The sequence below is a fragment of the Streptomyces sp. NPDC030296 genome (genome assembly GCF_055572815.1).
This window is the reverse complement of sequence record NZ_JBVICQ010000001.1, coordinates 46,698-70,128: the sequence shown is the minus strand read 5'-3', so window position 1 is coordinate 70,128 and position 23,431 is coordinate 46,698. Positions and strand designations below refer to the sequence as shown.

At 69.2% G+C, this 23,431-nt stretch carries 20 protein-coding genes; 5 read left to right on the top strand and 15 right to left on the bottom strand.

The genetic code is table 11. The features are described from left to right. Positions 1-22: 22 nt before the first annotated feature. Positions 23-1,366, top strand: a complete 1,344-nt coding sequence (locus tag ACZ4Z3_RS00275) for a lipopolysaccharide biosynthesis protein (RefSeq protein WP_468498926.1) — start codon at positions 23-25, stop codon at positions 1,364-1,366. A 90-nt stretch (positions 1,367-1,456) separates the two neighbouring features. On the opposite strand, the gene ACZ4Z3_RS00270 is transcribed toward ACZ4Z3_RS00275, so the two are convergent. The 7 genes from ACZ4Z3_RS00270 to ACZ4Z3_RS00240 all read right to left on the bottom strand — a co-directional run bounded on the left by ACZ4Z3_RS00270 (position 1,457) and on the right by ACZ4Z3_RS00240 (position 7,961). After that, a complete protein-coding gene (locus tag ACZ4Z3_RS00270) occupies positions 1,457-2,386 on the bottom strand; it encodes a phosphotransferase (RefSeq protein ID WP_468498925.1) in 930 nt (309 codons plus the stop codon). Continuing rightward, entirely contained in the window at positions 2,383-3,132 is a 750-nt protein-coding gene (locus ACZ4Z3_RS00265; RefSeq protein ID WP_468498924.1) for a class I SAM-dependent DNA methyltransferase, read from the bottom strand. The genes ACZ4Z3_RS00270 and ACZ4Z3_RS00265 overlap by 4 nt, the downstream gene beginning before the upstream one ends. A 47-nt stretch (positions 3,133-3,179) precedes the next feature. Next, positions 3,180-4,070 carry a glycosyltransferase family 2 protein gene (locus ACZ4Z3_RS00260; protein WP_468498923.1) on the bottom strand — a complete coding sequence of 297 codons (891 nt, stop codon included), beginning with the start codon at positions 4,068-4,070 and terminating at the stop codon, positions 3,180-3,182. 166 nt (positions 4,071-4,236) lie between these two features. Further along, a complete protein-coding gene (locus ACZ4Z3_RS00255) occupies positions 4,237-5,424 on the bottom strand; it encodes a glycosyltransferase family 4 protein (RefSeq protein WP_468498922.1) in 1,188 nt (395 codons plus the stop codon). Between the two features lie 107 nt (positions 5,425-5,531). Continuing rightward, a complete protein-coding gene (locus ACZ4Z3_RS00250; protein ID WP_468498921.1) occupies positions 5,532-5,951 on the bottom strand; it encodes a hypothetical protein in 420 nt (139 codons plus the stop codon). Positions 5,952-6,009: 58 nt separating this feature from the next. Then, positions 6,010-6,894 carry a WecB/TagA/CpsF family glycosyltransferase gene (locus tag ACZ4Z3_RS00245; RefSeq protein ID WP_468499505.1) on the bottom strand — a complete coding sequence of 295 codons (885 nt, stop codon included), beginning with the start codon at positions 6,892-6,894 and terminating at the stop codon, positions 6,010-6,012. Between the two features lie 65 nt (positions 6,895-6,959). Then, a complete protein-coding gene (locus ACZ4Z3_RS00240) occupies positions 6,960-7,961 on the bottom strand; it encodes a UDP-glucuronic acid decarboxylase family protein (RefSeq protein WP_468498920.1) in 1,002 nt (333 codons plus the stop codon). Positions 7,962-8,152: 191 nt separating this feature from the next. Here ACZ4Z3_RS00240 and ACZ4Z3_RS00235 point away from each other — a divergent pair, with 191 nt between their 5' ends. From ACZ4Z3_RS00235 to ACZ4Z3_RS00225, 3 genes are all read left to right on the top strand, one after another. Beyond that, a complete protein-coding gene (locus ACZ4Z3_RS00235) occupies positions 8,153-8,812 on the top strand; it encodes a sugar transferase (RefSeq protein WP_468498919.1) in 660 nt (219 codons plus the stop codon). A 181-nt stretch (positions 8,813-8,993) separates the two neighbouring features. Further along, on the top strand, positions 8,994-9,809 hold the full coding sequence (locus ACZ4Z3_RS00230; protein WP_468498918.1) for a hypothetical protein: 816 nt from the start codon (positions 8,994-8,996) through the stop codon (positions 9,807-9,809). A 103-nt stretch (positions 9,810-9,912) separates the two neighbouring features. After that, a complete protein-coding gene (locus ACZ4Z3_RS00225) occupies positions 9,913-11,676 on the top strand; it encodes a DUF4012 domain-containing protein (protein WP_468498917.1) in 1,764 nt (587 codons plus the stop codon). A 58-nt stretch (positions 11,677-11,734) separates the two neighbouring features. On the opposite strand, the gene ACZ4Z3_RS00220 is transcribed toward ACZ4Z3_RS00225, so the two are convergent. From ACZ4Z3_RS00220 to ACZ4Z3_RS00210, 3 genes are all read right to left on the bottom strand, one after another. After that, positions 11,735-12,385 carry an arsenate reductase/protein-tyrosine-phosphatase family protein gene (locus ACZ4Z3_RS00220; protein WP_468498916.1) on the bottom strand — a complete coding sequence of 217 codons (651 nt, stop codon included), beginning with the start codon at positions 12,383-12,385 and terminating at the stop codon, positions 11,735-11,737. Positions 12,386-12,554: 169 nt separating this feature from the next. Then, entirely contained in the window at positions 12,555-14,048 is a 1,494-nt protein-coding gene (locus ACZ4Z3_RS00215; RefSeq protein ID WP_468499504.1) for a family 43 glycosylhydrolase, read from the bottom strand. Between the two features lie 78 nt (positions 14,049-14,126). Next, a complete protein-coding gene (locus ACZ4Z3_RS00210; RefSeq protein WP_468498915.1) occupies positions 14,127-15,551 on the bottom strand; it encodes a glycoside hydrolase family 43 protein in 1,425 nt (474 codons plus the stop codon). Between the two features lie 362 nt (positions 15,552-15,913). Here ACZ4Z3_RS00210 and ACZ4Z3_RS00205 point away from each other — a divergent pair, with 362 nt between their 5' ends. Beyond that, positions 15,914-17,497 carry a sigma-70 family RNA polymerase sigma factor gene (locus tag ACZ4Z3_RS00205; RefSeq protein ID WP_468498914.1) on the top strand — a complete coding sequence of 528 codons (1,584 nt, stop codon included), beginning with the start codon at positions 15,914-15,916 and terminating at the stop codon, positions 17,495-17,497. A 3-nt stretch (positions 17,498-17,500) separates the two neighbouring features. Here the strand turns inward: ACZ4Z3_RS00205 and ACZ4Z3_RS00200 are convergent, their stop codons facing one another. The 5 genes from ACZ4Z3_RS00200 to ACZ4Z3_RS00180 form a co-directional block, all read right to left on the bottom strand. Further along, a complete protein-coding gene (locus ACZ4Z3_RS00200; RefSeq protein ID WP_468498913.1) occupies positions 17,501-18,397 on the bottom strand; it encodes an alpha/beta hydrolase in 897 nt (298 codons plus the stop codon). Between the two features lie 42 nt (positions 18,398-18,439). Further along, complete coding sequence (locus ACZ4Z3_RS00195; protein WP_468498912.1) at positions 18,440-19,153, bottom strand: ABC transporter ATP-binding protein; 714 nt, start codon at positions 19,151-19,153, stop codon at positions 18,440-18,442. Then, entirely contained in the window at positions 19,150-19,965 is an 816-nt protein-coding gene (locus tag ACZ4Z3_RS00190) for an ABC transporter ATP-binding protein (RefSeq protein WP_468498911.1), read from the bottom strand. Before ACZ4Z3_RS00190 ends, ACZ4Z3_RS00195 begins: the two co-directional genes overlap by 4 nt. Then, complete coding sequence (locus tag ACZ4Z3_RS00185; protein WP_468498910.1) at positions 19,962-21,989, bottom strand: branched-chain amino acid ABC transporter permease; 2,028 nt, start codon at positions 21,987-21,989, stop codon at positions 19,962-19,964. Before ACZ4Z3_RS00185 ends, ACZ4Z3_RS00190 begins: the two co-directional genes overlap by 4 nt. 107 nt (positions 21,990-22,096) lie before the next feature. After that, positions 22,097-23,407, bottom strand: a complete 1,311-nt coding sequence (locus ACZ4Z3_RS00180) for an ABC transporter substrate-binding protein (RefSeq protein WP_468498909.1) — start codon at positions 23,405-23,407, stop codon at positions 22,097-22,099. Between the last annotated feature and the right edge of the window lie 24 nt (positions 23,408-23,431).

Genomic DNA, 23,431 nt, shown 5'->3' with positions numbered 1-23,431 from the left:
CCGGCCACAGGAAGTGACATCGATGAGCGCATCGCCCCGTGAAAGCTCGGAGACCGAGGCCCCCGACGTGTCCGCGGTCGGATCCAGGGCCTCCCTACAGGTCGTCCTGAGATCGTTAGCCGCAAAGGCCGTTGTGCTGGTTCTGGGGGGAGCCGCCACACTGCTGTCGGCGCGCAGTGTGGTCGAGACTCTCGGTATTGCCGGCTATGCGCTCGTCGCCCTGGTCAGTACGTTGCCGACGCTGCTCGCGGTCTGCGACCTCGGTGTCGGAGCCGCCGTGATCGACGCCTTCTCCAGCCGTGACCGTGAACACATGCTCCGCACCATCACCGCGGGCGCCCGGACACTTCTGTGCGCGGGCTCAGCCATTGCCGTGTGCGGAGTCCTGACGGCCGCCTCGGGAGCGACCGACTCGCTGCTCGACAGCGCGTCCGGAGCGGATGTCGCCTCCTGCATCGCCGTCGTTGCCGTGCTGTTCGGCTGCAGCTTGCCTCTCAGCCTCGGCGGATCGGTGCTGGCGGGCTTGGGTCGCTATCACTTCGCCGTGCTGCTGCAAGGAGCCGGCACGCTGCTCGCATTGACCGTCGTACTGCTCGGAGCCGCGTATGACGCGCCCCCGGCGGTCTTCGTCGCGTCTGTGCTCGTCGGACAGTGTGCCGCCGGAGCGGCCAGCCTGTTGCTGGCCGGCCGCATGCTGAACCTGCGCCTGCTCCGTGTCGTGCTCTTTCCGCTTCGCCGCTCCCCAGGCACCCGAATCATGCAACTGGCAGGACCTATGGCTGTGATCAAGGTGACCTCCGCCGTCGCCTATGGTGCGGATCGCATCGTTCTCAGCAGTGTCGCGCACCCCGTCGCCGTGGCCGTCTATTCGGCGGGAGCCCAGCTCTACGCTCCTGCCTCCGCGCTCGTTGCAGCGGCGGCGCTGCCGCTGTGGCGAATGTTCAGTAGGCATCGTCGTACCTCCCCGCAGGCACCGCGTCGCCAACTCCTCCAGCTCACGACGTGTTTCACCGCGGGCGGCCTAGCGATCAGTGTCCTGCTGGTGACCGCCGGCCCGACTGTGGCGAGTTGGATGCTGCACGACCGGGCTGCCGTCGGGCCGGGGCTGATGGCTGCCTTTTCCGCTTTGCTCCTCACCCACGCGGTGAACTACCCCGTGGCGATGTGGTTCTCGGATCCGGCAGGTCTCCGCTTCCAGGCTGTGCGTGCATCCCTCATGGCCGTCGTCAACCTGGCGGTGTCGATTCCGCTGGCCTACTTCATGGGACCTGCAGGACCTGTGCTCGCCTCCGCCGGTGCCCACTTTCTGTGTGTGACCGTCCCCTGTCATCGCAGGGTCTTCAGTGGTCGTGGCAGGGCAGCGTAGTGCTGGCACCGGAACGCCGTCCCGATGCTTCGGCGGCGCCGTTGACGGTTTCCTCGGGCGTCCGCACGGGTGTTCCGCAGGCACGAGGAGTCAGGTGACCTTGAGGCCCAGCTTCGAGGCGACGTGGTCGCGGAAGCCGCCTACCCGTCGGATGCTCGCCGCGGGGGCCGAAGCGAAATAGGACCGGAGTGCTTGGTCGACCTCTGGCTGAGGGCAGCCGATACGCGTGGCAAGCTGCGCCAAGGTCCCCTGCGGCTCGGTCAGTTCACGAACCACAGCCCCCACCTTGATCCATCGGAGGTGTCCACCCGCCTGGACGAGGTAGTGAATGACGTCCCGCAAGGGACGCTGGGCCAGTGACGCGCACTCCCAGTCGACGATGCCCAGCCCTTGGGGAGTTCTGAGGATGTTCCAGGGCGCCAAGTCGCCGTGCCTCAACGAGCACGTGCCTCTGCCCGGCCTGCCGAGTGCCGCGGTGATGTCCAGCAGCTCGTCGCGGGAGAGCAGTCCCGCCTGGCGGGAGTTCGACCAGGCCCGACTCATCACTACGAAATGGTCCCCTACGAAATCCGCGAAGAGGAGTTCGGGGACCCTGAACGGAAGCCCCATCGACGGGAGTTCTGTCAGGACTTCCCCTTCGTTCTGAAGACGCCGGTCATCGCCGTTGCCAACCTTGAGCACATAGCGAGGGCGGCCGGAAGCAGAGAGGGCGGCAACGCATCTTCCCGGCGTGGACGAGTGCATGAAGGCCATGCCGTCGACGTCCTTGGGCAACGCACGGAGGAGGGTGTCCGCGAAGGCCAGCGGATTGTCGACCTCGGGCCCGATCCGCATGCGCATCATGAGCTGGTCGAAGAGGGCGGCCGCACGGCCGACAGGTCGCAAGGGCCGGTCGATGGTGCGCGCGGCTGCTGTGCCGTGTCGTCCGCCCGTGCTCCGCAACTCGATACGCCGGCCCAGTGGGCCGGCGCGCAACAGCCCACGCTGCCAGGTGAACTGCGAAACGTCCGCCTTCGTCATCTCACAGCCCTCGCCACGTAGAGCTGCTCGACCATCAGTCCTCCGGTGATCCTCTGCAGAGGCGGCCTGCATGCGACCACATCGGCCCTTCTCAGAGCCCCAGCAGGCAGATTCCGGTGCAGGACGGGAGGGAAGGCCGAGAAGCCGCGGCGGGATTCGACCCGGAACCCGGATGCGTGCAGAAGTTCGATGATGTCCCTGTGCCGCAGCTCGTTCGGGCGCTCCGGCCTGCTCTTGGGCACGCGTACGGCGATGGACCGCAAACTGGGACAGTGCCCATGGTTGTTCAGGACGAGGAGAGCACCTGGCTCCATGTGCTGCCTGATCTTGCGGAGAACAGGCACCCTGACCTCTTCAGGCGCATTCAGGAGAAATCGAAAGACAGTGACGGCATCGTACGGGCCTGCCAGCAGGTTCTCGGTGAGTACGCAGCCGGTCCTGATGAGTGCTTCGGGGCTGGCCTCGGCCGCGCGCTTGGCCATCTCCGCCGAGATGTCCACGCCCGTCAGCTCGTCCGCCACACCTTCCAGTCCTCGCAGGATGCGGCCGGTGCCACAGGCGAAGTCGAGAACCCTGAGGCATCCGCGACGTGCCCGCTCACTCCGAAGCACGTCCAGGAGGACAGGCTTTTCAAGACGCCACACATGGTCGTCGTAGCTACCCTCGTCGTACTGGCGATTGTAACGTTCCACCCGTTCCTCGTCGGTGAACTTCGCCTCATAGCCGCTCCAGCCTGAACGCGTCATGCAGGACCCTCTTCTTTTCGGTCGCAGGGGGGAATCTCGGTTTTCTCTCAAGAGGAGACCCGAATGTCCACCAGCTGTTTGGCGCAACGTAGGGCATTTTCGTTCAACCACCAGCGAAGATCTTTGCTCCGGGCCAACCGATTGGCCCGCAACTGCCTGGTGTATCCATGGCTCGCCACCTTCTGGGCGGCGTGCACCGACATGCCCACGAGACGGTAGGTACGTCGCGCTAGCGCTGTTCTGGGAAGGCCGTGTACCGACGACATGAGATCGAACTCGGCCTGATACCTCTCGGCGGGTTGTTTCGTGACTTGAGCGTCATGCACCCGATATGCCGCCAAGGGGCGGGGGAGGTAACGAAAACGTGCTCCGTCGGCCGCCAGCGAGAGCCACAGGTTCCAGTCCATGACCCTGCGCAGCCGTGGGTCCCAAGACGTCTGCGTCAAGCGGCGACGGCGCACGAAAGTGGCGCAGGACGGAATGAAGCAACCGTACTTGCTCAAGGTGAAGTGCGAGAAGCGGTGCGCGGGAAGGAGCCTGAGGTACCGGCCATGCGCATCCACGAATACGCAGTCCCCGAAGACCACGTCGGTTTCCGGTTCGGCGGCGATCACGTCGGCTACCGCCACGACGGCGTCCGGGAGGTAGAATTCGTCGGCGTTGAGCCAGCCGAGCCAGTCCGACGTGGCACGGGCCGCAGCCCGGTTCATGGCGTCGGATTGCCCGCGATCGGGAATGCTCCTGTGATCCAATTGGGGGTACCGTCGCGAAAGATCCTCCAGGAGTTGCGCCGATCCGTCAGTGGATGCCCCGTCCTGCACGATGTGTCTGAGACCGGGGTGGCACTGACGTGCGACCGAGACCACCGCGTCCTCGATGTATTGGCGATAGTTCATACTCGGCGTGAGAATGTCGATCGTGGGTCGTCCGATCGTCAAGGGATTCTCCCTGTCCTTGCCCGCTTGGAAAGCGGCTCGATAACCGGAGATGAGCCCGCGCCCACCCTATTCGTGACGAGCCTGTCGTCGGCATATTGACACGCTGTGACAGGCTCGGATGGCGAGTGCCGCTCAAGGGAGCCGGAGTGGGGCCCAGGTCGCCGCGTCAGTGCGACGAGGGTGTGCCGGCACCTCGGGCCCGGCGATGCGCGGCCTGCTGCACCGCGCTCTCGTAGACGGCGGCCATGGCGCCTGTCCACGACGCTGCGGCGTACCGCTCGGCGTGTACTTCCCGGCAGTGCTCACGCAGTGCGGGGAAGAGGTCGCGAGCCGCTGTGAGCGCGTGCGGTAGATCGTCGGCGCCCCGGTAGACCGCGCCCGTACCGTCACGAAGCACACTGTCTGCCGCGGCTGACCCGCTCAGGGCAAGCACCGGCAACCCCGCTGCCATGGCCTCCTGATAGATGACAGGTGCCATTTCGGGGCAGACACTTGGGAAGATCAGTCCGGTGTAGTGGGGCAGCCGGCCCAGGAGCTGCTCACGCGGGAGCGCGCCAAGGAGTCGACCACCTTTGGGCAGGGCTTCCCTGCAAGCCCATTCCAACGGTCCGGATCCGATCACGTCCAGCCGTTCGCTCGCCGGCCAGTGTTCCAGTAGCGGGATGATGCCCTTCTCCTCGCTCAACCGGCCCGCGAAAACCCAGCGGCTGCCCGTTCCCGGTTCATCCAAGGCGTCCCCGGAGCGCACGGCTCGTGCGGCGTCGACGAAATTCGGTACCAGAGCGAATTTCTCCGCCGGCAGCCCGAAGCGAAGGTAGAAGGCGCGGCTGTACTCGGAGAGCACGACCAGCCGGTTGGCCCGACGCAGTACGGGATGGGCTGCCGGACCTCTTCTACCGGCCCACGCAAGGGGCAACGTCGCTCTGCGCGCGCTCCGGTAGCAACCGTGCCGCAGTCCCGCCCACCGCTCTCCGTCGGGACATGCGGTGCACATCCTCCCGTCACGGAAGAGCGTCCCGGCCGCGCAGGCCGGACGGTAGTTGTGCACCGTGGCGACGAGGGCGCCGGGCCAGCGCTCCAGCCAGCTGGTGCCGAAGTTGGGGAAGAGGTTGTGAACGTGAACGACATCAGGGGCCAGTCGCTCCAGTTCCGCCAGGGGCGACCGACCATGGCCGGTGGTGACTCGGATCGCAGCCCGCAGGGTGTACCCCGGCTCAGCCTGCAACGCGTCGGTGTGCGCGGCGACGACGGTCACCTCGTGCCCGGCGACGCGCAGCGCCTCCGCCTGGTCGAGCACGACGGTGTTCTCGCCGCTGGGCTGGAGCGAGGAGTAGAAGCTGTGGACCAGCGCCACTCGGTACGTTGCGGGACGCACGGGCGGACCCGCGGCCCGGAGGTGAGCTGCCTCGTCCACTCGGCCCTCCTCGGTATCCGTGTCGTTGAACAAGCGTGATGAACGTGTCACCGGCGGTTCCCGGCGGCGAGTGCGAAGGTCCACGTCGGGAAGAACCGTTCTCCGGCGGCCTGCAGCAGTCCCGGTCGGAGAGACCGGTGATGCTTGACTTCCACGTCTCGGAAGGGCTGGTCGAGCAGGTCGCGCAGGGTCTCCTCGTCCGCGCCGTCGCGGACGACGTGGTACTCGACCGCGTCGGCCTCGTCGTAGCCGCGGTGTCGCCGGCGCAGGCGGGCGGCACGGCCGTAACCCCGCCCGTGGAGGTACGCGCCCAGGCGGTCCGGGGTGTGGCGCAGGGCGGAAACGTGCGCGACGGCGACGACGCGCCCGGCTCGGCGGAGCGAGGTGCCGTGCTTGTCGCACGGCACGGTGACATTCGGATTGCGCCGGAATCGGCTCTGGAGAGAGCGGACGCTCGGTTCGCTCATCTCGGCAGCCCGATTCGGTGCTCACGCTCCCGCATCGACGGTTTCGCCGGAGTGATCGTCATGGCCGTACCCTAGGAATCTCACGGGGAGTCTCTTGGACTTCGCCGACGAGTTGGCCCGAATTCAGGCCATCGGCCGCGGGGCGCACCGCACCGTCGGCGGTGCGCAGGGGGCGGCTCGCTTGGCGTACCACGCCGCGTACGAAACGCGCGTTGCCGAACAGGTACCGCCGCCACAGCCGGCGTGGCTCGCATCCCAGGCGGAAGAGCCATTCCATTCCGTTGCGCTGCATCCAGGGCGGTGCCTGCCGCTTGGCGCCGGCGATGAAGTCGAAGGCGGCGCCCACGGCCACGGCCACCACGGGAAGTGCGGCACACAGGTCGGCGGCCCAGCGGTCCTGCTTGGGGGTGCCGAGTCCCACCCAGACGATGTCCGCTTCGACGGCACGAATGTCCTCCACCTGTTGGCGCAGTTCCCCGGGGGACAACGGCCGGAAGGGCGGGGAACTGGTGCCGACGATCCGCGTCCCCGGACAACGCTGTCGCAGTTCCCGGTGCAGCGCGTCCAGCACCTGGGGCGTGGAGCCCAGCAGGTAGTGGTTCAGTTCGGTGTGCTGGGTGAGGGCGAAGACGTCCAGCAGGAGGTCGGGGCCGTAGACGCGAGTGCTCGGCAGGGTGGCACCACGGTGGAGCAGTTGGTTGGCCCATACGACCGGCTGTCCGTCGGGGAGGTTGAGAGAGGCCGAGCGCAGGATGCCGTGCAGCTCGGGGTCCCGGTCCGCGAGGGCGAGCGTGTACGCGTTGGACAGATGGACATCACTGCCAAGAGGGTCACCGAGGGCGTCCGGTCCGCCGGTGTCCGCTTGGCGTGCCGCGTGGATCCGGTGGGCGAGGCGCACGACGTGGCGGGCCGCGCTCTCGCGGGTGTGCGCGGTGATGGGCACCCCCAAGCACTCGACCACGGGAGCGGGCGGCGTCGGTCCTGTCGTTCGTGAGTGTGGTGGGGCGGTCATGCGGAAGCGGCTTCGGTGTTCAGCGGGAGTGTGGCGGGTCGGCTGTCGCGCTCGGCGAACTCGGAGAAGGGCAGACGGCGTCGGAAGTCGGTGATGGTGTCGCACAGGCCGCGCTCCACCGGGGTCGTGGGCTCCCATCCCAGGAGGTCGCGGGCCAAGGTGATGTCCGGGCGCCGCTTTTCCGGATCGTCCTCGGGGCGGGGGACCAGCGTGACCTCGGAGCCGGAACGGGTGAGTTTGCTGATCCACTGGGCCAGTTCGAGCATGGAGACCTCGTGTGGATTGCCCAGGTTGACCGGCCCTCCGTGGCTGCTGGCGAGCATCCGCATCAACCCGTCGACCACATCGTCGACATAACACAGGGATCGGGTCTGACTCCCGTCGCCGGTGACGGTGATCGGCTCACCGCGCAGCGCCTGGCGAATGAAGGTGGGGACGGCCCGACCGTCGTCCAGGCGCATCCGCGGGCCGAAGGTGTTGAAGAGGCGCACGATCTTGGCGTCGACGCCGCGGCTCCTGCGGTACGCCATGGTCAGTGCCTCGCCGAAGCGCTTGGCCTCGTCGTACACCGACCGCGGACCGACCGGGTTGACATGGCCCCAGTAGTCCTCTGGCTGAGGGTGGATCAGGGGGTCGCCGTACGACTCGGAGGTGGAGGTCAGCAGGAATCGAGCATGCTTCGCGGCGGCAAGGTCCAGGGCGTGCCAGGTTCCGGCCGAGCCCACACGGAGTGTCTCCAGGGGGAGTCTCAGGTAGTCCGCGGGTGAGGCGGGTGAGGCCAGGTGGAGGACAGCGTCCACCGGCCCCGGTACGTCCAGCCCCTGAGTGACGTCCCAGCGGCAGAACCGGAAGTGTCGCTCGCCCATGAGGTGTTCGATGTTGTCGGCGCTGGATGTCATGAAGTTGTCCACGCAGACCACGTCGTGGCCCGCGTGGAGCAGTCGCTCACACAGGTGGGAGCCGACGAACCCGGCGCCACCCGTCACTACCGCTCGCATGGAGGTCCTCTCGGTAGGCCCTGCCCGAGCTGGTGGACGGGGCAACCCGCAGTGTCGTTGTCGAAAATCAGGCATATGCCGTGTTTCTATTTATTGGCCAGGCGCGAGCTAAATGTGGCGACAAGTGCGTGGAAACACCTCACGGTGGAGCACCTTTCACTCGTCTGTCGCACTAGGAGAAGGGGCGCGGAATGTCGGCACCCGCTGCGGAGACGGCTCGCCGCTGGTCAAACGCGTGCCGCCTGCGGCGGCGAGCGGGGCGGGCGGCCAAACGGACCATCGACATGGTGGGGGCCGTAGCGCTGCTCGTGCTGGCGGCGCCGGTGCTCCTCGCGGCCGTCGTCGCCGTGAGGGCAGACACTCCGGGGCCCGCACTGTTCCGTCAGCGGCGCACGGGTTGGTGCGGCAAGGAGTTCAAGCTCCTCAAGCTGCGCACCATGCAGGTCGGCTCCGAGGGATTGCGGGTGGCGCTGGCCGACCGAAACGAAGCCGACGGGCGGCTGTTCAAGATTCGCGAGGATCCCCGTGTCACCCCTGTGGGGCGTTGGCTGCGTCGTTACTCCCTGGACGAGCTGCCGCAACTGCTCAACGTGCTGATGGGGCACATGTCGTTGGTCGGTCCTCGGCCGTTGCCGGTCGAGGACTCGGTGTTCACCGGGGAGGCCCGGCGCCGCCTGCTGGTCCGGCCGGGGCTCACCGGCTTGTGGCAGATCAGCGGCCGGTCCGACCTCGCATGGGAGGACGCCCTGCGCCTGGACCTGGAATACGTCGACACCTGGTCGATCCGGAAGGACCTGGTCATCCTTGCGAGGACGCTGCCTGTCGTACTGCGCGGCGACGGTGCGTACTGACGCCGTCGGCGCCGAGCCGCCCCCGCGGCCGGTGGGGCCGCGTGGATCTTGGGAGTGCGCCATTGGGGGGAACTTGAGGCGTCGCGTGCTAATTCAGGTGTGTATGTAGGCATAGAGAAGGATGTTTGTATTTGTTGGCGGCGCCGCCATCCGGACATCAGATCAGCTGGGAGATTGGTGCATGATGATCAAGTCCTCGCAGTGGCGGGCCGCTCTGGCTGCCACAGCCGCCACTTTCGTTGCCGTCGTACCGCTGGCGACCGCGCAGGCCGCGTATGCCGACGCGCCCACGAGTGTCTACCAGCCCTACCCGCCCGAACTGAGCACTGCCACGGTGCCCGCGGGTGGAGTGATCTACTTCGTCGCAGAGGGGTTCGAGCCCGGCGAGCTGGTCACCGCAGCGCTCGTCCCGCAGTTCTCGACCACGCTCAGCGGATCGACCCGCAGCGGGGACGGTGAAGGCGGCGGGGACAAGTGCAAGAAGCGGGACGCGACCTACCGGGCCAACACGAGGGGCACGGTGTTCGGGTGCTTCCAGGTGCCCAAGAAGACTCCTCCCGGACCCTACCTGTTCACGCTCACCGGCGAGGAGTCGGGAAGCGTCTCCGCGCCCGTGACGGTGACGGCGAAGAACGGGGCCGGGAACGGGCCCGGGAACCGGCCCGGCCCTCGGGCGGGCAGCGCGGACAGGGTGAGCCTCCCCCTGGAAGGCGACTCCGAAGGTCGGCCCGGCACCGTCAAGGTCGCCGGCAACGGAAAGACCCTCGCCCTGAGAGCGGGTGCCGCCGGGGAGCAGCCCGGCTCCGTCGGGACGACGAGCCAGCAGGCTCTGGTCGGCTACGACGCGACCAGTCACGTGAGTGGCGGCACGGTGCCGGCGGATACCGGGTCGGGTACGACCTGGGCGCTGGTGGGTGGGGCTGCCGGGCTGGCCGCCATCGCCGTCAAGGCGGTCACGGTCGTACGGCGCCGTCACACTCGCACCGAACAGGGCTGAGCCGGCCTGCAGCATGCGAATGCCGCACCTCAGGAAGTCCACCGAACCGTGCAATGCCGACGGCCTGGTCCGATGGGTCCGTCACCGTCGTGCCAGGCTGCTCGTGGCCGTCGTCACGGCCCTGCCTCTGGCCGGCGCCGGGTGGATCGCCGTCACCGGCCTGCTCGCTCATGACGAGCTGCTGGCCTCCCAACGGGCCTTGAACTCGCTGCGGCAACAGATCGCAGCAGGTCCCCTCGCGGACGGGTCCACGGGAAGTGCCGTACCGGTGAAGCAGAAGACCGACGCCGCCGTACGCGCGGCAGCCGCACATGCTGCGCGAGCACACGGTCTCACCACCGGGCCGGCCTGGTACTCGGCCGCGCACGTGCCTGTACTCGGGGGTCCCGTTCGCACCGTGCGCGGGGCCGCGGAGGCTGCTGAGCGGTTGACCCGCGATGTGATCTCCCCGCTGGCGGACATCGCCACCGGACTCACCGCCGACACGGCAGAAGACGGTGGTCACCTGAGCCTCCCCGCGCTCCGCCGCGCCGCTCCGGCTCTCGACCAGGCCTCGCGCAGTGCCTCCGACGTGCGTCGCGAGGTCGACGAGTTGCCCAGCGATACCTGGCTGCCCGCCGTCGACCGCGCCCGAGCCCAGCTTGCCCGGAAGCTCGACCGGATCGTCCCTGCCACGGGCGACGCCGCCGCGGCGACGCGTGTGCTGCCGTCCATGCTGGGAGAGCGGAGCCCACGGCGGTATGTGGTGGTGTTCGAGAACACGGCCGAGGCGCGTGGCACCGGCGGGCTGCCCGGAGCGTTCGCGGTCCTCCGCGCGGACCGGGGCCGTCTGGCGTTCGAATACTTCGGCAACGACACCGAGATGGCGGACGCCGTCGCGGCGGTCGACCTGGGCGACGAGTACGCCGCGTCGCACGGGCACAACGCCCCCACTAGTACCTGGGTCAACTCCAACCTCAGCCCGCACTTCCCGTACGCCGCCCGCATCTGGACGGCCGCATGGGAGGATCACACAGGTCAGAAGGCGGACGGAGCCTTCGCCCTCGATCCCAGTGCCCTGGCAGGGCTGCTCACCGCATCCGGCCCCGCCCGTCTGCCCGACGGCACCGCGGTCACCGCTGCCAATGTCGTGGATCTCACCGAGCGCAGCAGCTACGCGGCCTACCCGGACACCCGGGAGCGCAAGGCTTTCTTCCTCAACGTGGCTCGCGCCGTCGCGGAGAGGCTGCTGGGGGTCGCGAACGATCCGCCGCGACAGCCCGCGTTGTTCGCCGCCCTCAACGGGCAGCTGAGGTCGGGACGGGTCAAGATGTGGAGTGCCCACCCTTCTGAGCAGCGTGAAATCCGGCGACGCCCGTTCGGCGGTACCCTGCCCGACACCGCCGACCCGTTCGCCGGACTGGTCGTCAACAACGCGGCCGGCACCAAGCTGGACTACTACCTGGACCGGCGTCTGGAGTGGGCTCCTGGCCGGTGTGTCGCGGCCGGTCGTGAGGTCACCGTGACCGTGGACCTCACCAACAGAGCACCGGCCTCGGGACTTCCCCTGTATGTCACCCAGCGAGTGGACGCCCCTTCCTACCGGACACGGCCCGGCGACAACCGTCTGCTGGTTTCGTACTACGCGAGTAAGGGGACGAGGCTGGCCAAGGCGGCTCTGGACGGCCGACCGGTCATGGTGAACCAAGCTGCCGAGCACGGTCACCCCGTCTACACCCTTGACGTGGAGCTGCCCGCAGGTTCCACCCGCTCCCTGGAGTTGCGCCTGCTGGAGAGGCCCTCAAGCCGTCCCCCGTCGCTACTGCGTCAGCCGATGGTGCGGCCCTTGCGGGCCACGGTGCGGCCCTACCCGGCGTGTGGTGACTGACCGCTCGGCTTGTTCCTCGCTCGCGGCCCCCAGTCGCCTTGCCGCCCCGGGGGATCCCTCAGGATCGGGATTCGAGCGTGAGGTGCTCACTGCCATGGGGAAGGCCCAGTACAGCTGCGGCGATCCGCTCCACCGGCTCGGCGATGCGTGCCGCGGTCTCCCGGGCCACGCGCATGGGGGCACCGTAGGGGTCAGCCACGTCATCGTCGTCCGCGCCGTTGCCGTCAGTTCCACGCCGGGCCGCGGCGCCCCTGACCAGCGCTGAGGCTCGCTCGACAGGGTCCGTCGCACCGGCGGCGTCCTCCGGCCTCAGCAACCGGCCGAACTCACGCAAGGTGAAAGCCCGCCGCAAGGCCCACGGCGGAGACAGCCGCACGGCCGCCTCGCGGTGCTCCGTGGCAGCACCCAGCACCAGGTCGGCGTCCTCCACCAGTAGTGCGGTCAGCCGGCGGGCGAGCGCGCCGCGGGGATCCCCGCCCAACTCGACGAGGAGGGTTGCGGCCGCCGGGTCCATGGGGGTTCCCGCCACGGCTGCGGTGCCGGCGCTGCTCACCCGGAAACGCTCCGATGTTCCTGGAGAGGCGGCGAGCCGGGCCGTCAGCAGGCGCTCAGCCAGTGGGGAGCGGTGCAGGTTTCCCGTGCAGACGACGAGCACGCGAAAGTGCGCGCCCCCGCGTCCCGGCATCGGCGAGGCAGGGGAAGGGCTCATGGGGGAAGTATCCCGCCACGTATGGTCGTCCGGTGCGCGCCTCACCGGGTGACCCCACGCGGGAACACGGATGCTGCCGCGGGCGTCCCTGTCGCCCGCGCGCCCGCAGGCAACAGAGGGAGAGCCGGACTTCGCCGAGTCGACCCCGGTAGTGGTCGGCCGACGGCGGTCAAGTGGTCGGTAGCAGCCGCCACTGCTGGCAGTTGTTGTTCAGCCAGGTCCACTGGCGGACGTCGGTGCCGTTGGCGGTGCCGCAGTTGGCGACGTCGGCGACCTTGCCGCTGTTCTCGTTGACGATGCGGACGAAGTCGCCGGTGGCCGTGTACACCAGGCGGTACTTCTGGCAGTTGTTGTTCAGCCAGGACCACTGTCGGATGTCGGTGCCGTCGGCCGTCCCGCAGCTCGCGGTGTCCATGGCCTTGCCGGTGGCGACGTTGACCAGCCGGTTGGTGTCGTTGCCCAGGTCCTCGATCCGCCACTTCTGGTTGGCGCCTCCGTTGCAGTTCCACTGGAGGATGTTGGTGCCGTCGGCGGTGTGGGCGCCCGCGACGTCCAGGCACTTGCCGCTGTTGCGGTTGACGAGGGTGTACGCGGTGGGGGTGTCCGCCGTCTCCCCGGAAGGGCCCGGCAGGGTGGTGCCGAGGGCGACGGGGGTGCCGAAGTTCGGTGTGCCGTCGGCGTTCCAGGTGAACTTCTGGGCCCTGGTGGTGCGTTCGTTGCCGCAGCGGTCGGTGGTGGAGTCGTTGGCGTGGTAGACGATCCAGTTCTCGGTGCCGTCGGGCGAGGTGAAGAAGCCGTTGTGGCCGGGGCCGTAGACGCCCGCCGCGTCATCGCGGCTGAAGACCGGTGTGGGCTTCTTCGTCCACGCGGCGGGGTCGAGCGGGTCGCTGCCGGTCAGTTCCAGCTGGCCGAGCTGGTAGTCGGGGGTGTCGCAGGCGCTCGCCGCGTAGATGAGGAAGGTGCGGCCGTCACGTTGCAGCGCCTCTGGGCCTTCGTTGATGGCTGCCTTGCGGGTCTCCCAGCTGAGGGTCGGCGTGGAGATGACCGTCCAGTTGCCGCTGACGGTGTACGGGTTCGTCATCGGGGCGATGACTAGGCTGGGCGGGGTGCCGCTGTTCGTTCTGCCGCTGCCGACCAGGTAGTTCTGACCGTTCACCCGCAGGACGCTTGCGTCGATCAGCCAGTTGGTCGGGTAGAGGTTGGCACCCGTGATCATCGACTTGTAGGTGTAGGGGCCCATCGGGTCCGTACCGGCGCTCTCCAGGACATGCGTGCGCTGTGTGCCGTTCGCCCCGCAGCACGGGGTGCCGCTCTGCCCGGCGGAGTAGTACAGGTACCAGTGGCCGTCGGAGAAGTGGATCTCCGGGGCCCATATGTTGGAGTTGCGGCTGGGAGTCGTGTCCGACCAGATCTGCACGCTGGGGGCGGTCGCGAGGCCGGCGAGGGTGGGCGACTTGCGCATACCCAGGACACCGGTGAACGTCGTCGTGACGAGGTAGTAGTTGCCGTCGTAGTACTCCAGCCAGGGGTCGGCGCCCTTCACCGACTTGAGCGGGTTCGTGTAGGGGCGGCCGTCAGCCGCTGACGAGGGGCCCTGTGCGCAGACCAGCGCGGTGAGCAGGGCCACGGCGCCGGCCAACCACGACCTGAGGCGGCGAAGGATCACGGTACTTCCCTTCCAGGCGGAGGAAGGGGACGCCGGCGCTCTCCTGGAGGCGCCGGCGTCCCTGTCGGTGTCGGGTCAGTTCGTCACGCGGAAGGTGGCGTCGGCGCGGCCCGTCGCCGTGGTGATCGGGTCGAGCTTCAGGTAGTAGGCGTAGTGACGGATGTACCGGTCCGGGTGGTTGTAGGACTGGAAGGAGGACCAGGTGGAGTCGGCGAGGCCCGCTACCTGACGGAAGGTGGCGTCGGCGGCGAACTGGGCGGTGCCGTCGTTGCGGACCAGCTGGAAGTCGTTGTTGGCGTGCCGCAGGAAGTAGCCGCGGTAGTTCACCGACTCGAAGGAGACGGTTCCGGTGCCGGCCAGGCCGGGCCGCAGCCGGAACTGGGCGTCCGGACCGGTGATGTTCTGGTCGATGCGCACGTCGAAGTTGGCGTGCCGCACGTACCGGTCCGGGAAGTTGAACGACTGGAGCCGCTTGGCCGGGGTGTCGGTCCAGCGGGCGAGGACGCGGGTCTCCTCGGCGGCCGTGAGGTTCAGGATCGAGCCGTGGCGCTTCTTGGTGACGCCCATGTTGTAGCTTCCCGCCGCCGGGAGCCGGTACGTGCCGGAGGCGGAGGGGTCGGTCGTGGTGACCGGCATGTAGCCGCGTCCGGTCGCGTACTGGTCGAGGTAGAGCGCCCACTCGTTGCGGTCACGGAACTTCATCCACATCGGACCCTCGACACCGGTGAGGCCGGTGCCGGAGAGGTTGCCGAGGCTGGTCCAGGTGCCCAGGATCGAGTTGCTTCCTTCGAGGGTGATCTGGCTGTCGCGGGACGCCCGCACGTAGCGGTGACTGCCGACGCCGGCCGGCAACTCGACGATCTGGCTGTCGATGATCTCCTCGGTGCCGGGGCGCTCGATGTAGACCTGCGGGGCGGTGATGGTGCGGAAGTCGCTGGTGCGGGAGTAGTAGATGCGGTGCTTCGCCTTGCCGTTGAGGGGCACGTTCGTCGCCCAGTACAGGATGTAGTCGTTGGTCTCGGGGTCCCAGATCGCCTCGGGGGCCCAGGCGTTGCGTCCGTCGGGGATCGCGCCGGCGACGTTGAGCAGCCACGGCTCCGACCAGTTGATCAGGTCCGTCGACTCCCACACCACGAGGTTGCGGCTGCCGTTGAACACGGCGGCCTCCCAGTTCTGCCCGCAGCTGATGCACAGGTCGGTCGCGATGATCCAGTACTTGCTGCCGTCGGGGGACCGCACCAGTGCGGGGTCGCGCACCCCCTTCGTGCCGATCGTGGAACGCAGGGCTATTCCGCCGCCGTTGAGGTCGGTCCAGTTCAGGCCGTCCGTGCTGTAGGAGAAGTAGATCTGCTGGCCGTTCGAGCCCTCCCCGATGAAGTGCGTCATCAGGTAGCCCGGGTCGGCGGCGGCCGCACGCTCGGGTGCGGCCAGGGATTGAGAGGTGAAGAGCAGGCAGGCGGCGACCAGTATCGCCGCCAGCCGCGAGAGAAGCGTGCGCATGTGCGTTTCCCGTCTTTTCTGCGGGTGCCGGGACAGGCGAAAGATATCCGGCGCGTACACCTATGGTTCGAAATGCCGGACATTGTTCGTGAATTCGGCGAAAAGTTAGAGGCGGGTAAGAGTGAGTGTCAAGAGACAAGCCAGGAACGGTGGTACGCGGGAGTCGTACACACAGGAGACGCACCGGCGCGTCGCGCATAACGGAAAGACAGGGGCGGTCAGCCGTGGTCAGTGCTGATCGACGTGGCGGTCGGGATGATCTTGTCGATCGGAGAAGCGACCCACGCGAAACCCTCCGGATTCACTGCTGGCACACTGGCGCCTCGGCACATCGGTGGGGCGACGGGACAGGTGGGGGCGCGGTGCGCTCACAGGACAGGCAGGAGCGGCCGGACGTCGCCGTCGTCACGGCGGCGCGGGCGGGCGACGGGCAGGCCACGGAACAGCTGGTACGGGACTGTCTGCCGTTGGTCTACAACATCGTCGGGCGGGCGCTGGACGGGCACAGCGACGTCGACGACGTGGTCCAGGAGACGATGATGCGGGTCCTGGACGGATTGCCCGGACTGAAGCAACCGGACCGGTTCAGGTCCTGGCTCGTCGCCATCACCGTACGGCAGATCCGTGACCGGTGGCGCAGAGGGCGTACCCCGCTCACCGCGGAACCGCTGGAGGAGAACGCCCACGAGTCGGACCCGGGGGCCGACTTCTCCGACCTGGCGATTCTTCGGCTCGCGCTGTCCGGCCAGCGGCGTGAGGCGGTGGAGGCGACCCGCTGGCTGGAGGAGGAGGAACGCGAGGTACTCGCGCTGTGGTGGATGGAGAGCGTCGGCGAACTGACCCGCGGTGAGCTGTCGGAGGCCTGCGGTCTCACACCGCAGCATGCCGCGGTCCGCGTCCAGCGGGTCAAGGAACGGCTGGAGACGGCGCGCACCGTCGTACGAGCCGTGACGGCCTCGCCGCGCTGTCCGGATCTGGCCGCCGTGCTCGCCTCGTGGGACGGGCGGCCGTCCGGGCTGTGGCGCAAGCGGCTGGCACGCCATGTCCGCGACTGTCCGCGGTGCCTGTCGAACTCGTCCGACCTGATACCGGCGGAGGGGCTGCTGGCCGGCCTCGCGCTGGTCCCGGTGCCGGTCGGACTGGCCGGTCTGGTGCTGGCCAGGGTGGTGGGGGCGGGTTCGGCCGAGGCGACCGTCGGCGCGGGCACGCATACGGTGAGCGGTGCGAGCCGTACGGCGCGGACGATCGGCCGACTCGCCGCCAAGCCCGTGGCGGCGGCAGCCGCGGGTGCCGTCACGCTCGCGGCCGCCGGAGTGGCCTGGTACACGGCCGCGGGACCGCACGAGCCGGCCCCGCGGCCCGCCGTCGCGGCCCCGGTTTCGCCCGCCGCCTCGTCCGCGCCGCCGTCCCCGAGAACGTCCGCCTCACGGACACCGACATCGACATCCCCGTCGACACCGCCACCGTCATCGACACCGACATCGGCCCCCGCGACGACGGTTGAGACGCGGTTCGCGGGACCGCATGCCCTGCGGTCGGTCGACAACCCCGGTGCCTACGTGAGCCAGTCCGGCCGACTCGGCATCCTGGGCCCGGTCGGCGCCACCAGCTCCGCGGCCACCCGGCAGGCGGCCACGTTCACCTTCGTGCCCGGCCTGGCCGACCCCCGCTGCTCCTCACTCAGGGACGCCACGGGCAGGTATCTGCGGCACTACGCCTTCCGCATCAGGCTGGACACCGACGACGGATCCGCCATCTTCCGGAAGGACGCGACCTTCTGCCCCCGTGCGGGTTCCACGGCCGGTTCGGTCTCCCTGGAGTCCTACAACTACCCCGGCCGCTACCTCCGCCACCGGGACGACCTCCAGCTGTGGCTCGACCCTTCCAAGGACACGGCCGCGTACCGGGCCAGCCGCTCCTTCGTCCTCGTGGAGCCCTGGAGCTGACACTCAGCAGCTGTGCTCGCCCAGCCCTGCCGCGGTGCGCGAGGCCGAAGCGGCGAGGGCGCGCTGCAGCCAGGCCAGGAGGTCGCTGACGATCTCGTGCCGGTTGGTCTCGTGGAACAGCTCGTGGCGGGCCGCGGGATAGACGAGATAGGTCACCTCGGTGAGGCCGGCCTCGTCGTAGCGTTCGACCAGCAGGTTGCTGAGGGAGAGGTCGGCGTTCAGCGGGTCGTCATCCCCGACCAGGACGCAGACCGGCAGATCCGCCGGGATGCCCCGGGGCCGGGCGAGGAACGCCGAGGCGAGGGTGATGTCGGCCATGCCCTGGGCGTCGAGGCTGAAGCCGCACATCGGGTCGGCGAGGTAGGCGTCGACGGCCGCCTCGTCCCGGCTGAGCCAGTCGAACGGCGTACGGCTGGGCTCGAACGCCTCGTTGAGCGCGATCAGCGGGTCTCCTCCCGCCGCGGCCGTCCGCGCCTGGGCCGCGAGCATGGCGTCGACCGCGGTGGTGCCGGCCAGGGCGAGCGCGTCGATCAGGTGGGCGTGGTCGAGGACGTACTGCTGCGAGGCGAAGGAACCCAGGCTGTGTCCGAGCAGCACCAGCGGCAGGCCGGGGTGCCGCGCGCGGACGGCCCCTGACAGGGTGACCATGTCGCCCACGAGCCGGTTCCAACCGTCGTCCCCGAGATGACCGGGCTCGGCGTGCCTGCTCAGCCCGTGTCCGCGGTGATCGTTGGCGTAGACGGCGTAGCCCTGGGCGGTCAGCGCTGCCGCGAGGGGGGCGTAGCGGCCGGCGTGCTCGCCCATGCCGTGGGCGATCTGCACGACGGCTCGCGGGGGTGTGTCCGGCTTCCATTCGTGGACGTGGATCTGGACGCCGTCTTCGCTGTCGAAGGTGAACATCGGACTCCTTCTCTTGGGTACGACCTCTTGGGTACGGCCGGGTCAGGCCAGCTGCTCGCCGAGGTAGCCGGCGACGATCCGCGACTGGTCGGCCCTGAGTTCCCGGGCCGTGGCGTGCGCGGTGATCTCGCCGTGGGAGAGGACGTAGCCGCGGTCGGCGATGTCGAGGGCGAGGCCGACGTGCTGTTCGACGAGCAGCACCCCGCAGCCGGTGTCGTCGGCGTAACGCCTGACGATGGGCAGCAACTCCTCGACGATGACGGGCGCCAGACCGAGGCTCAGCTCGTCGAGCAGGAGCAGCTTGGGGCCCCGGGCCAGGGCTCGCCCCAGGGCGAGCATCTGCTGCTCGCCGCCGGAGAGCAGTCCTGCCTTGCGGTCCTGGAGGCGGGACAGGGCGGGGAAGTACCGGTGGGCGGCGGCCCGGTCGAGGCGCTCGCCCCGGTGACCCAGGTTGAGGTGTTCCGCCACCGTGAGGCCGGAGAAGATGCCTCGTCCTTCCGGAACGTGGGCGATGCCGAGGCGGGCGCGGGTCGCTGCCGGGACCCTGGCGAGGTCCGTTCCGTTGAAGGTGATCGTGCCGGACAGGGGGCGCAGCAGTGCGGAGACTGTCTTGAGCGTGGTGGTCTTGCCCGCGCCGTTGGCCCCGAGGAGGGCGACGACCTCTCCCGCGCCCACCTCGAGGTCGATCCCGCGGATGACGGCGGCTCCGTCGTATCCGGCGGTGAGTCCGGCCAGCTTCAGGACTGGGGTGCTCATGGTGTCTCCGGTGTACTGGTCAGGGCCTTGGCGGAGCCACCGGCCGACGCGCCGGACGCGGTGGCGGGCTGGGCGGCGGATGCCCCGAGGTAGGCGGTGACGACGGCGGGGTCGGTGCGGACCTGTGCGGGTGTCCCGGAGGCGATCACCTTGCCGAACTCCAGGACGACGACGTGGTCGCAGATGCCCATCACGAGGCTCATGTCGTGGTCGATGAGGAGCAGCGCGGTGCCGGCTTCGGCGACGCCGCGCAGTCTGCGTCCCAGTTCGGCGCTCTCCGTCGTGTCCAGGCCGGCCGCGGGTTCGTCGAGACAGATGACGCGGGGCCGGGCTGCCAGGGCCCGTGCCACACCGACGAGTTTGCGTCTGCCCTGGGACAGTTCGTGTGCCGAGGCGTCGGCCAGGTCCTCGAGCCCCAGGGCCGCGAGGGCCTCGGGGACAGCGGGGTTCGAGGCCGGGCGGCGTCCGAAGGTCTCGCCCAGCGCGGTCCACCACGTCGAAGGGTCCGCCGTGACCTGGAGGTTCTCCGCGACCGTGAGGTCATCGAAGAGTTCGCTGCTCTGGAAGGTGCGGGCGAGTCCTCGGCGGGCCCGTACATGGGGCGGCCGTCCGGTCAGGTCCTTGCCGTCGAGCTCCACCCGTCCCCGGGCGGCGACGAGGCCGGTGACCGCGTCCACGAAGGTGGTCTTGCCGGCCCCGTTGGGGCCGATGAGCCCGACGAGTTGGCCCTCGCCGACCTCCAGGGAGACATCGCTGAGCGCGTGGACACCGCCGTAGCTGACGCCCAACTGCTGGACCGAGAGCACGTTCACGGTGCGACCTCCTTGGCGTCGGCGGTGGTACGGCCGAGGTGGATCCCCGGGGAACCGGTGGGGGACGTGCCGACCGTCGGTGGTCCCGTCGTGGCCGCCGCGCGACTCGCCCTCTTCGCCGTCCTCCGGCGGTGGGCGGCGCCCGCGATGCCGTCGGGGTTGGCGATCAGCGTCACGATCAGGGAGACGCCGCCGAAGAGCAGGGCCCAAGTTCCCTTGATCCCGAACCACTTGTCCAACGCGTGCGGCAGCAGCGCCTCGGTGGACATCAGCCCCGCGATCACGGCTCCGGACACCATGGTGATGCCGCCGATGTAGGCGAAACCGATCAGGCCGAGGGCGGCCAGGGCGGTGAACCGGGCGGCGCTGACCGAGCCGAAGTTGTAGCCGTAGAGGGTGCCGGCGGCGCTCGCGATGAAGGAGCTGATCGTGAACGCGGCGATCTTCACGGCCCGCACGTCGACACCGGCCGCCGCGGCGGCGCGCTCGTTGGAGCGGACGGCGAGCATCCGCCGGCCGAGTCCGGTGCGCCGCAGGTGGGCGACGTACAGTCCGAGGGCGACGGTGACGGCCAGGACGAGGAAGCCGAACATGGGGCTGGGTTCGTTGCCGTCCAGGCCGCGGAAGTCCGCTTTCGGTCCGAGGTCGATCCCGAACAGGCGCGGCGGGGGTACGGACACCCCGGCCGTTCCGCCGAACGAGGTGTTGTTGAACAGCGCCTGTTCCATGGCCAGGGCCGCGGCCAGGGTGACGACGGCCAGGCTCACTCCCCGCACCCGCAGGGCGGAGACGCCAGCGGCCACTCCCAGCAGGGTGGCCAGCACCATCGCGCCGAGCGCGGAGAACGGGAACGGGATCCCCAGCCGGACCGAGAGGTGGGAGAGGACGAAGCCCGCGGTTCCGGAGAGCGCGAGCTGCATCACGGAGATCTGTCCCACATAGCCCGTGATGACGACATAGGACAGGACGATGATCATGCCGATCAACGAGTTCGTGAGTGCCTGGCGGAAGTCGAACGGGAGAACGATCAGTGCGGCGGCGCCGACCGCGGTGGCCATCAGGGCGGGACGTAGCAGCCGTTCGGGCAGGGGCACCGCGGGCAGTCGCTGTTCGACGAGTTCACCGCGGCGCGGCAGACCGGCGCCCCGCACGTACAGGGCGACGACCATCAGGGCGAAGACGAGGAGCTGCTGGAGGCCGGGCATGGCGTTGCCGTTGTCGGTCGGGAACCAGCTCTGCGTGGACAGGTAGTACACGACCGACTGGAGCACTCCGATGAGGATGCCGGCGGTGCAGGCGATCCACAGCGAGGTGAACCCGGCGAAGAGGGCGGCGGCCAGGGCCGGGACCACCTGAAGGGGCAGCGTCATGGAGTCGACCTGGACGATGGGCGCGGCCAGGACACCGAGGAGCCCGGCGACCAGGGCGGCCAGGAGTGTGTTGGCCATCGAGACGCTGTTGGGGGACAGGCCCGCCAGAAGGGCGGCCTGTTCGTTCTCCGAGGCCGCGCGGGTGGCCAGGCCGAAGCGGCTCCACCGGTACAGGGCCCCGAGGGTCAGCGCGATCACGACGACCAGGCCGGCCAGGACGAAGCGGTCGGAGGGTGTGGTGACGCCCAGCATGGTGACGGTGCCGGCCGGGAGGATGCTCGGTGCCTGCTGCGGCTGGACCCCGAAGACCAGGAGGACGGTGGCCTGAAGGGTGAGCAGGACGCCGAGGGAGGCCGCGAGCTTGGCCAGGGGCGAGACGGTGCGCAGCGGCTTGAAGACCGCCACCTCCGTCAGCACTCCCACGGCGAGCGCGACGGCGAGGGCACCGGCGAGAGCGGGCCCGACGGGCAGCGTGAGCCCGAAGAATCCGGTGGTCAGGGCCCAGAAGGCATAGGCCGAGGCCATGGCGACCGCGCCGGTGGACAGGTTGATGATGCCCGAGCCCCGGTAGGTGACCACCACGCCGAGCGCGATGCCGGCGATCAGTGCGCCCTGGCCGAGGCCGAGCACGGCGAAGAGCAGGATCTGTTCCAATGCATGACTCCTGTCATGAGTCCGCGCGTCGCGGATCCGCGCTGCCGAGGCCGCGTCCTGCGAGGGCGCGAGGGCTGCGACCTCAGCGGCGGCGGGGCGGGCGGGGCTCACTGGGGCGGGCGGATCCAGTCGGTCAGGGGCTTGAAGCGGCCCTTGCCCTCGTACTGGTAGAACCTGGCCTGGTCGTTGCAGACGGCGGGGGCGTCCGGGTACTTGCCGCACTCGACCTCGGCGGCGCCCATGATGACTGGGCCGGGGAACTTCTTGAGCTGTTCGGTCACGGACGCGGGGGTGATCTTGTCCGGGCCGATGGCGTCGAGCACCTTCGCGTACGTCAGGATCGTGCTCCAGCCCAGCGGCGCGAAGACCTTGGACTGGTCCTCCTTGCCCAGTCCCACCTGCGCCGACGCCTTCAGGAACGCCTTGGAGTCGGCGGCCGAGGAGTCCATCGGCAGCGTCTGGGCGACGCCGTACGTCCAGGTGGGCAGGTCCCCTCCGAGGCCCTGGGCGACATCGGGGGACATGCACAGCGGTGTGGAGACCACGGGCTTGGTGACATTGAGCTGCTTCAGCGCCTTGCCGATCCCGACGCATCCGCCACCGACGGAGATGGGCACCACGACGTCCGCGGTGTTCGCCCCGGCCGCGGTGACCGGGCCGATCAGGTCGGTGGACTGCGCGTCGAATCCGACGGACTTCACCTTCAGCCCGGCGGCTTTCAGGCCCTTCACCGCCGCCCCGGAGGCGATCTTGTCGCCGGGTGTGTTCGTGTGGATCACCGCCGCGGTCTTCGCCTTCAGCACGTCACGGGCGTATGAGCCCCACGTGCCGAAGATGTGCGGCAGGTCGCCGAACGTGCTGAAGGTGTTCTTCGCGGTGGGCATGGTCGGGCCCGTCGCCACTCCGACCAGCACGGGCTTCTTCCCCGCGATCACGGAGTTGAAGGAGGCGTCTCCGAGGTAGAGGTTGCCCACACCGATGGCGGAGACCTCTTTGGCGCCGAGCAGTTGCTGGCCGCACTTCTGTCCCTCCTCCTCGGCGGACACCACCGTGCAGACGTTCAGCTTCAGTGGGTGCCCGCCGATGCCGCCCAGTTCGTCGTTGACGTACTTCACTGCGGCCCGGGCACCCAGGGTGGCTTCGGGGTTGCCGCCGGGGCCGCCTTCGACGTTCACCCAGCCCAGGGTGACCGGGGCGAGGCCGGCGTCGGCCTTGCCCGCCTTTCCGCCGACGTAGCCGAGGTAGTCGGTCACGACGTCGCTCGCCGGGCGGGAGTCCGCGGTCGCGGAGGAACCGCCGCCGGGGGCGCCGGACGACGACGTGGTGGTGCCCGATCCGCTGCATGCGGCGACCCCCAGCAGGGGCGCCATGGCGGCGGAGAGGAGACCGAGTCTCAGGGGGCGTGAGTTCGAGGGCATGCGGATCCTCCAGGATCGGAAAAC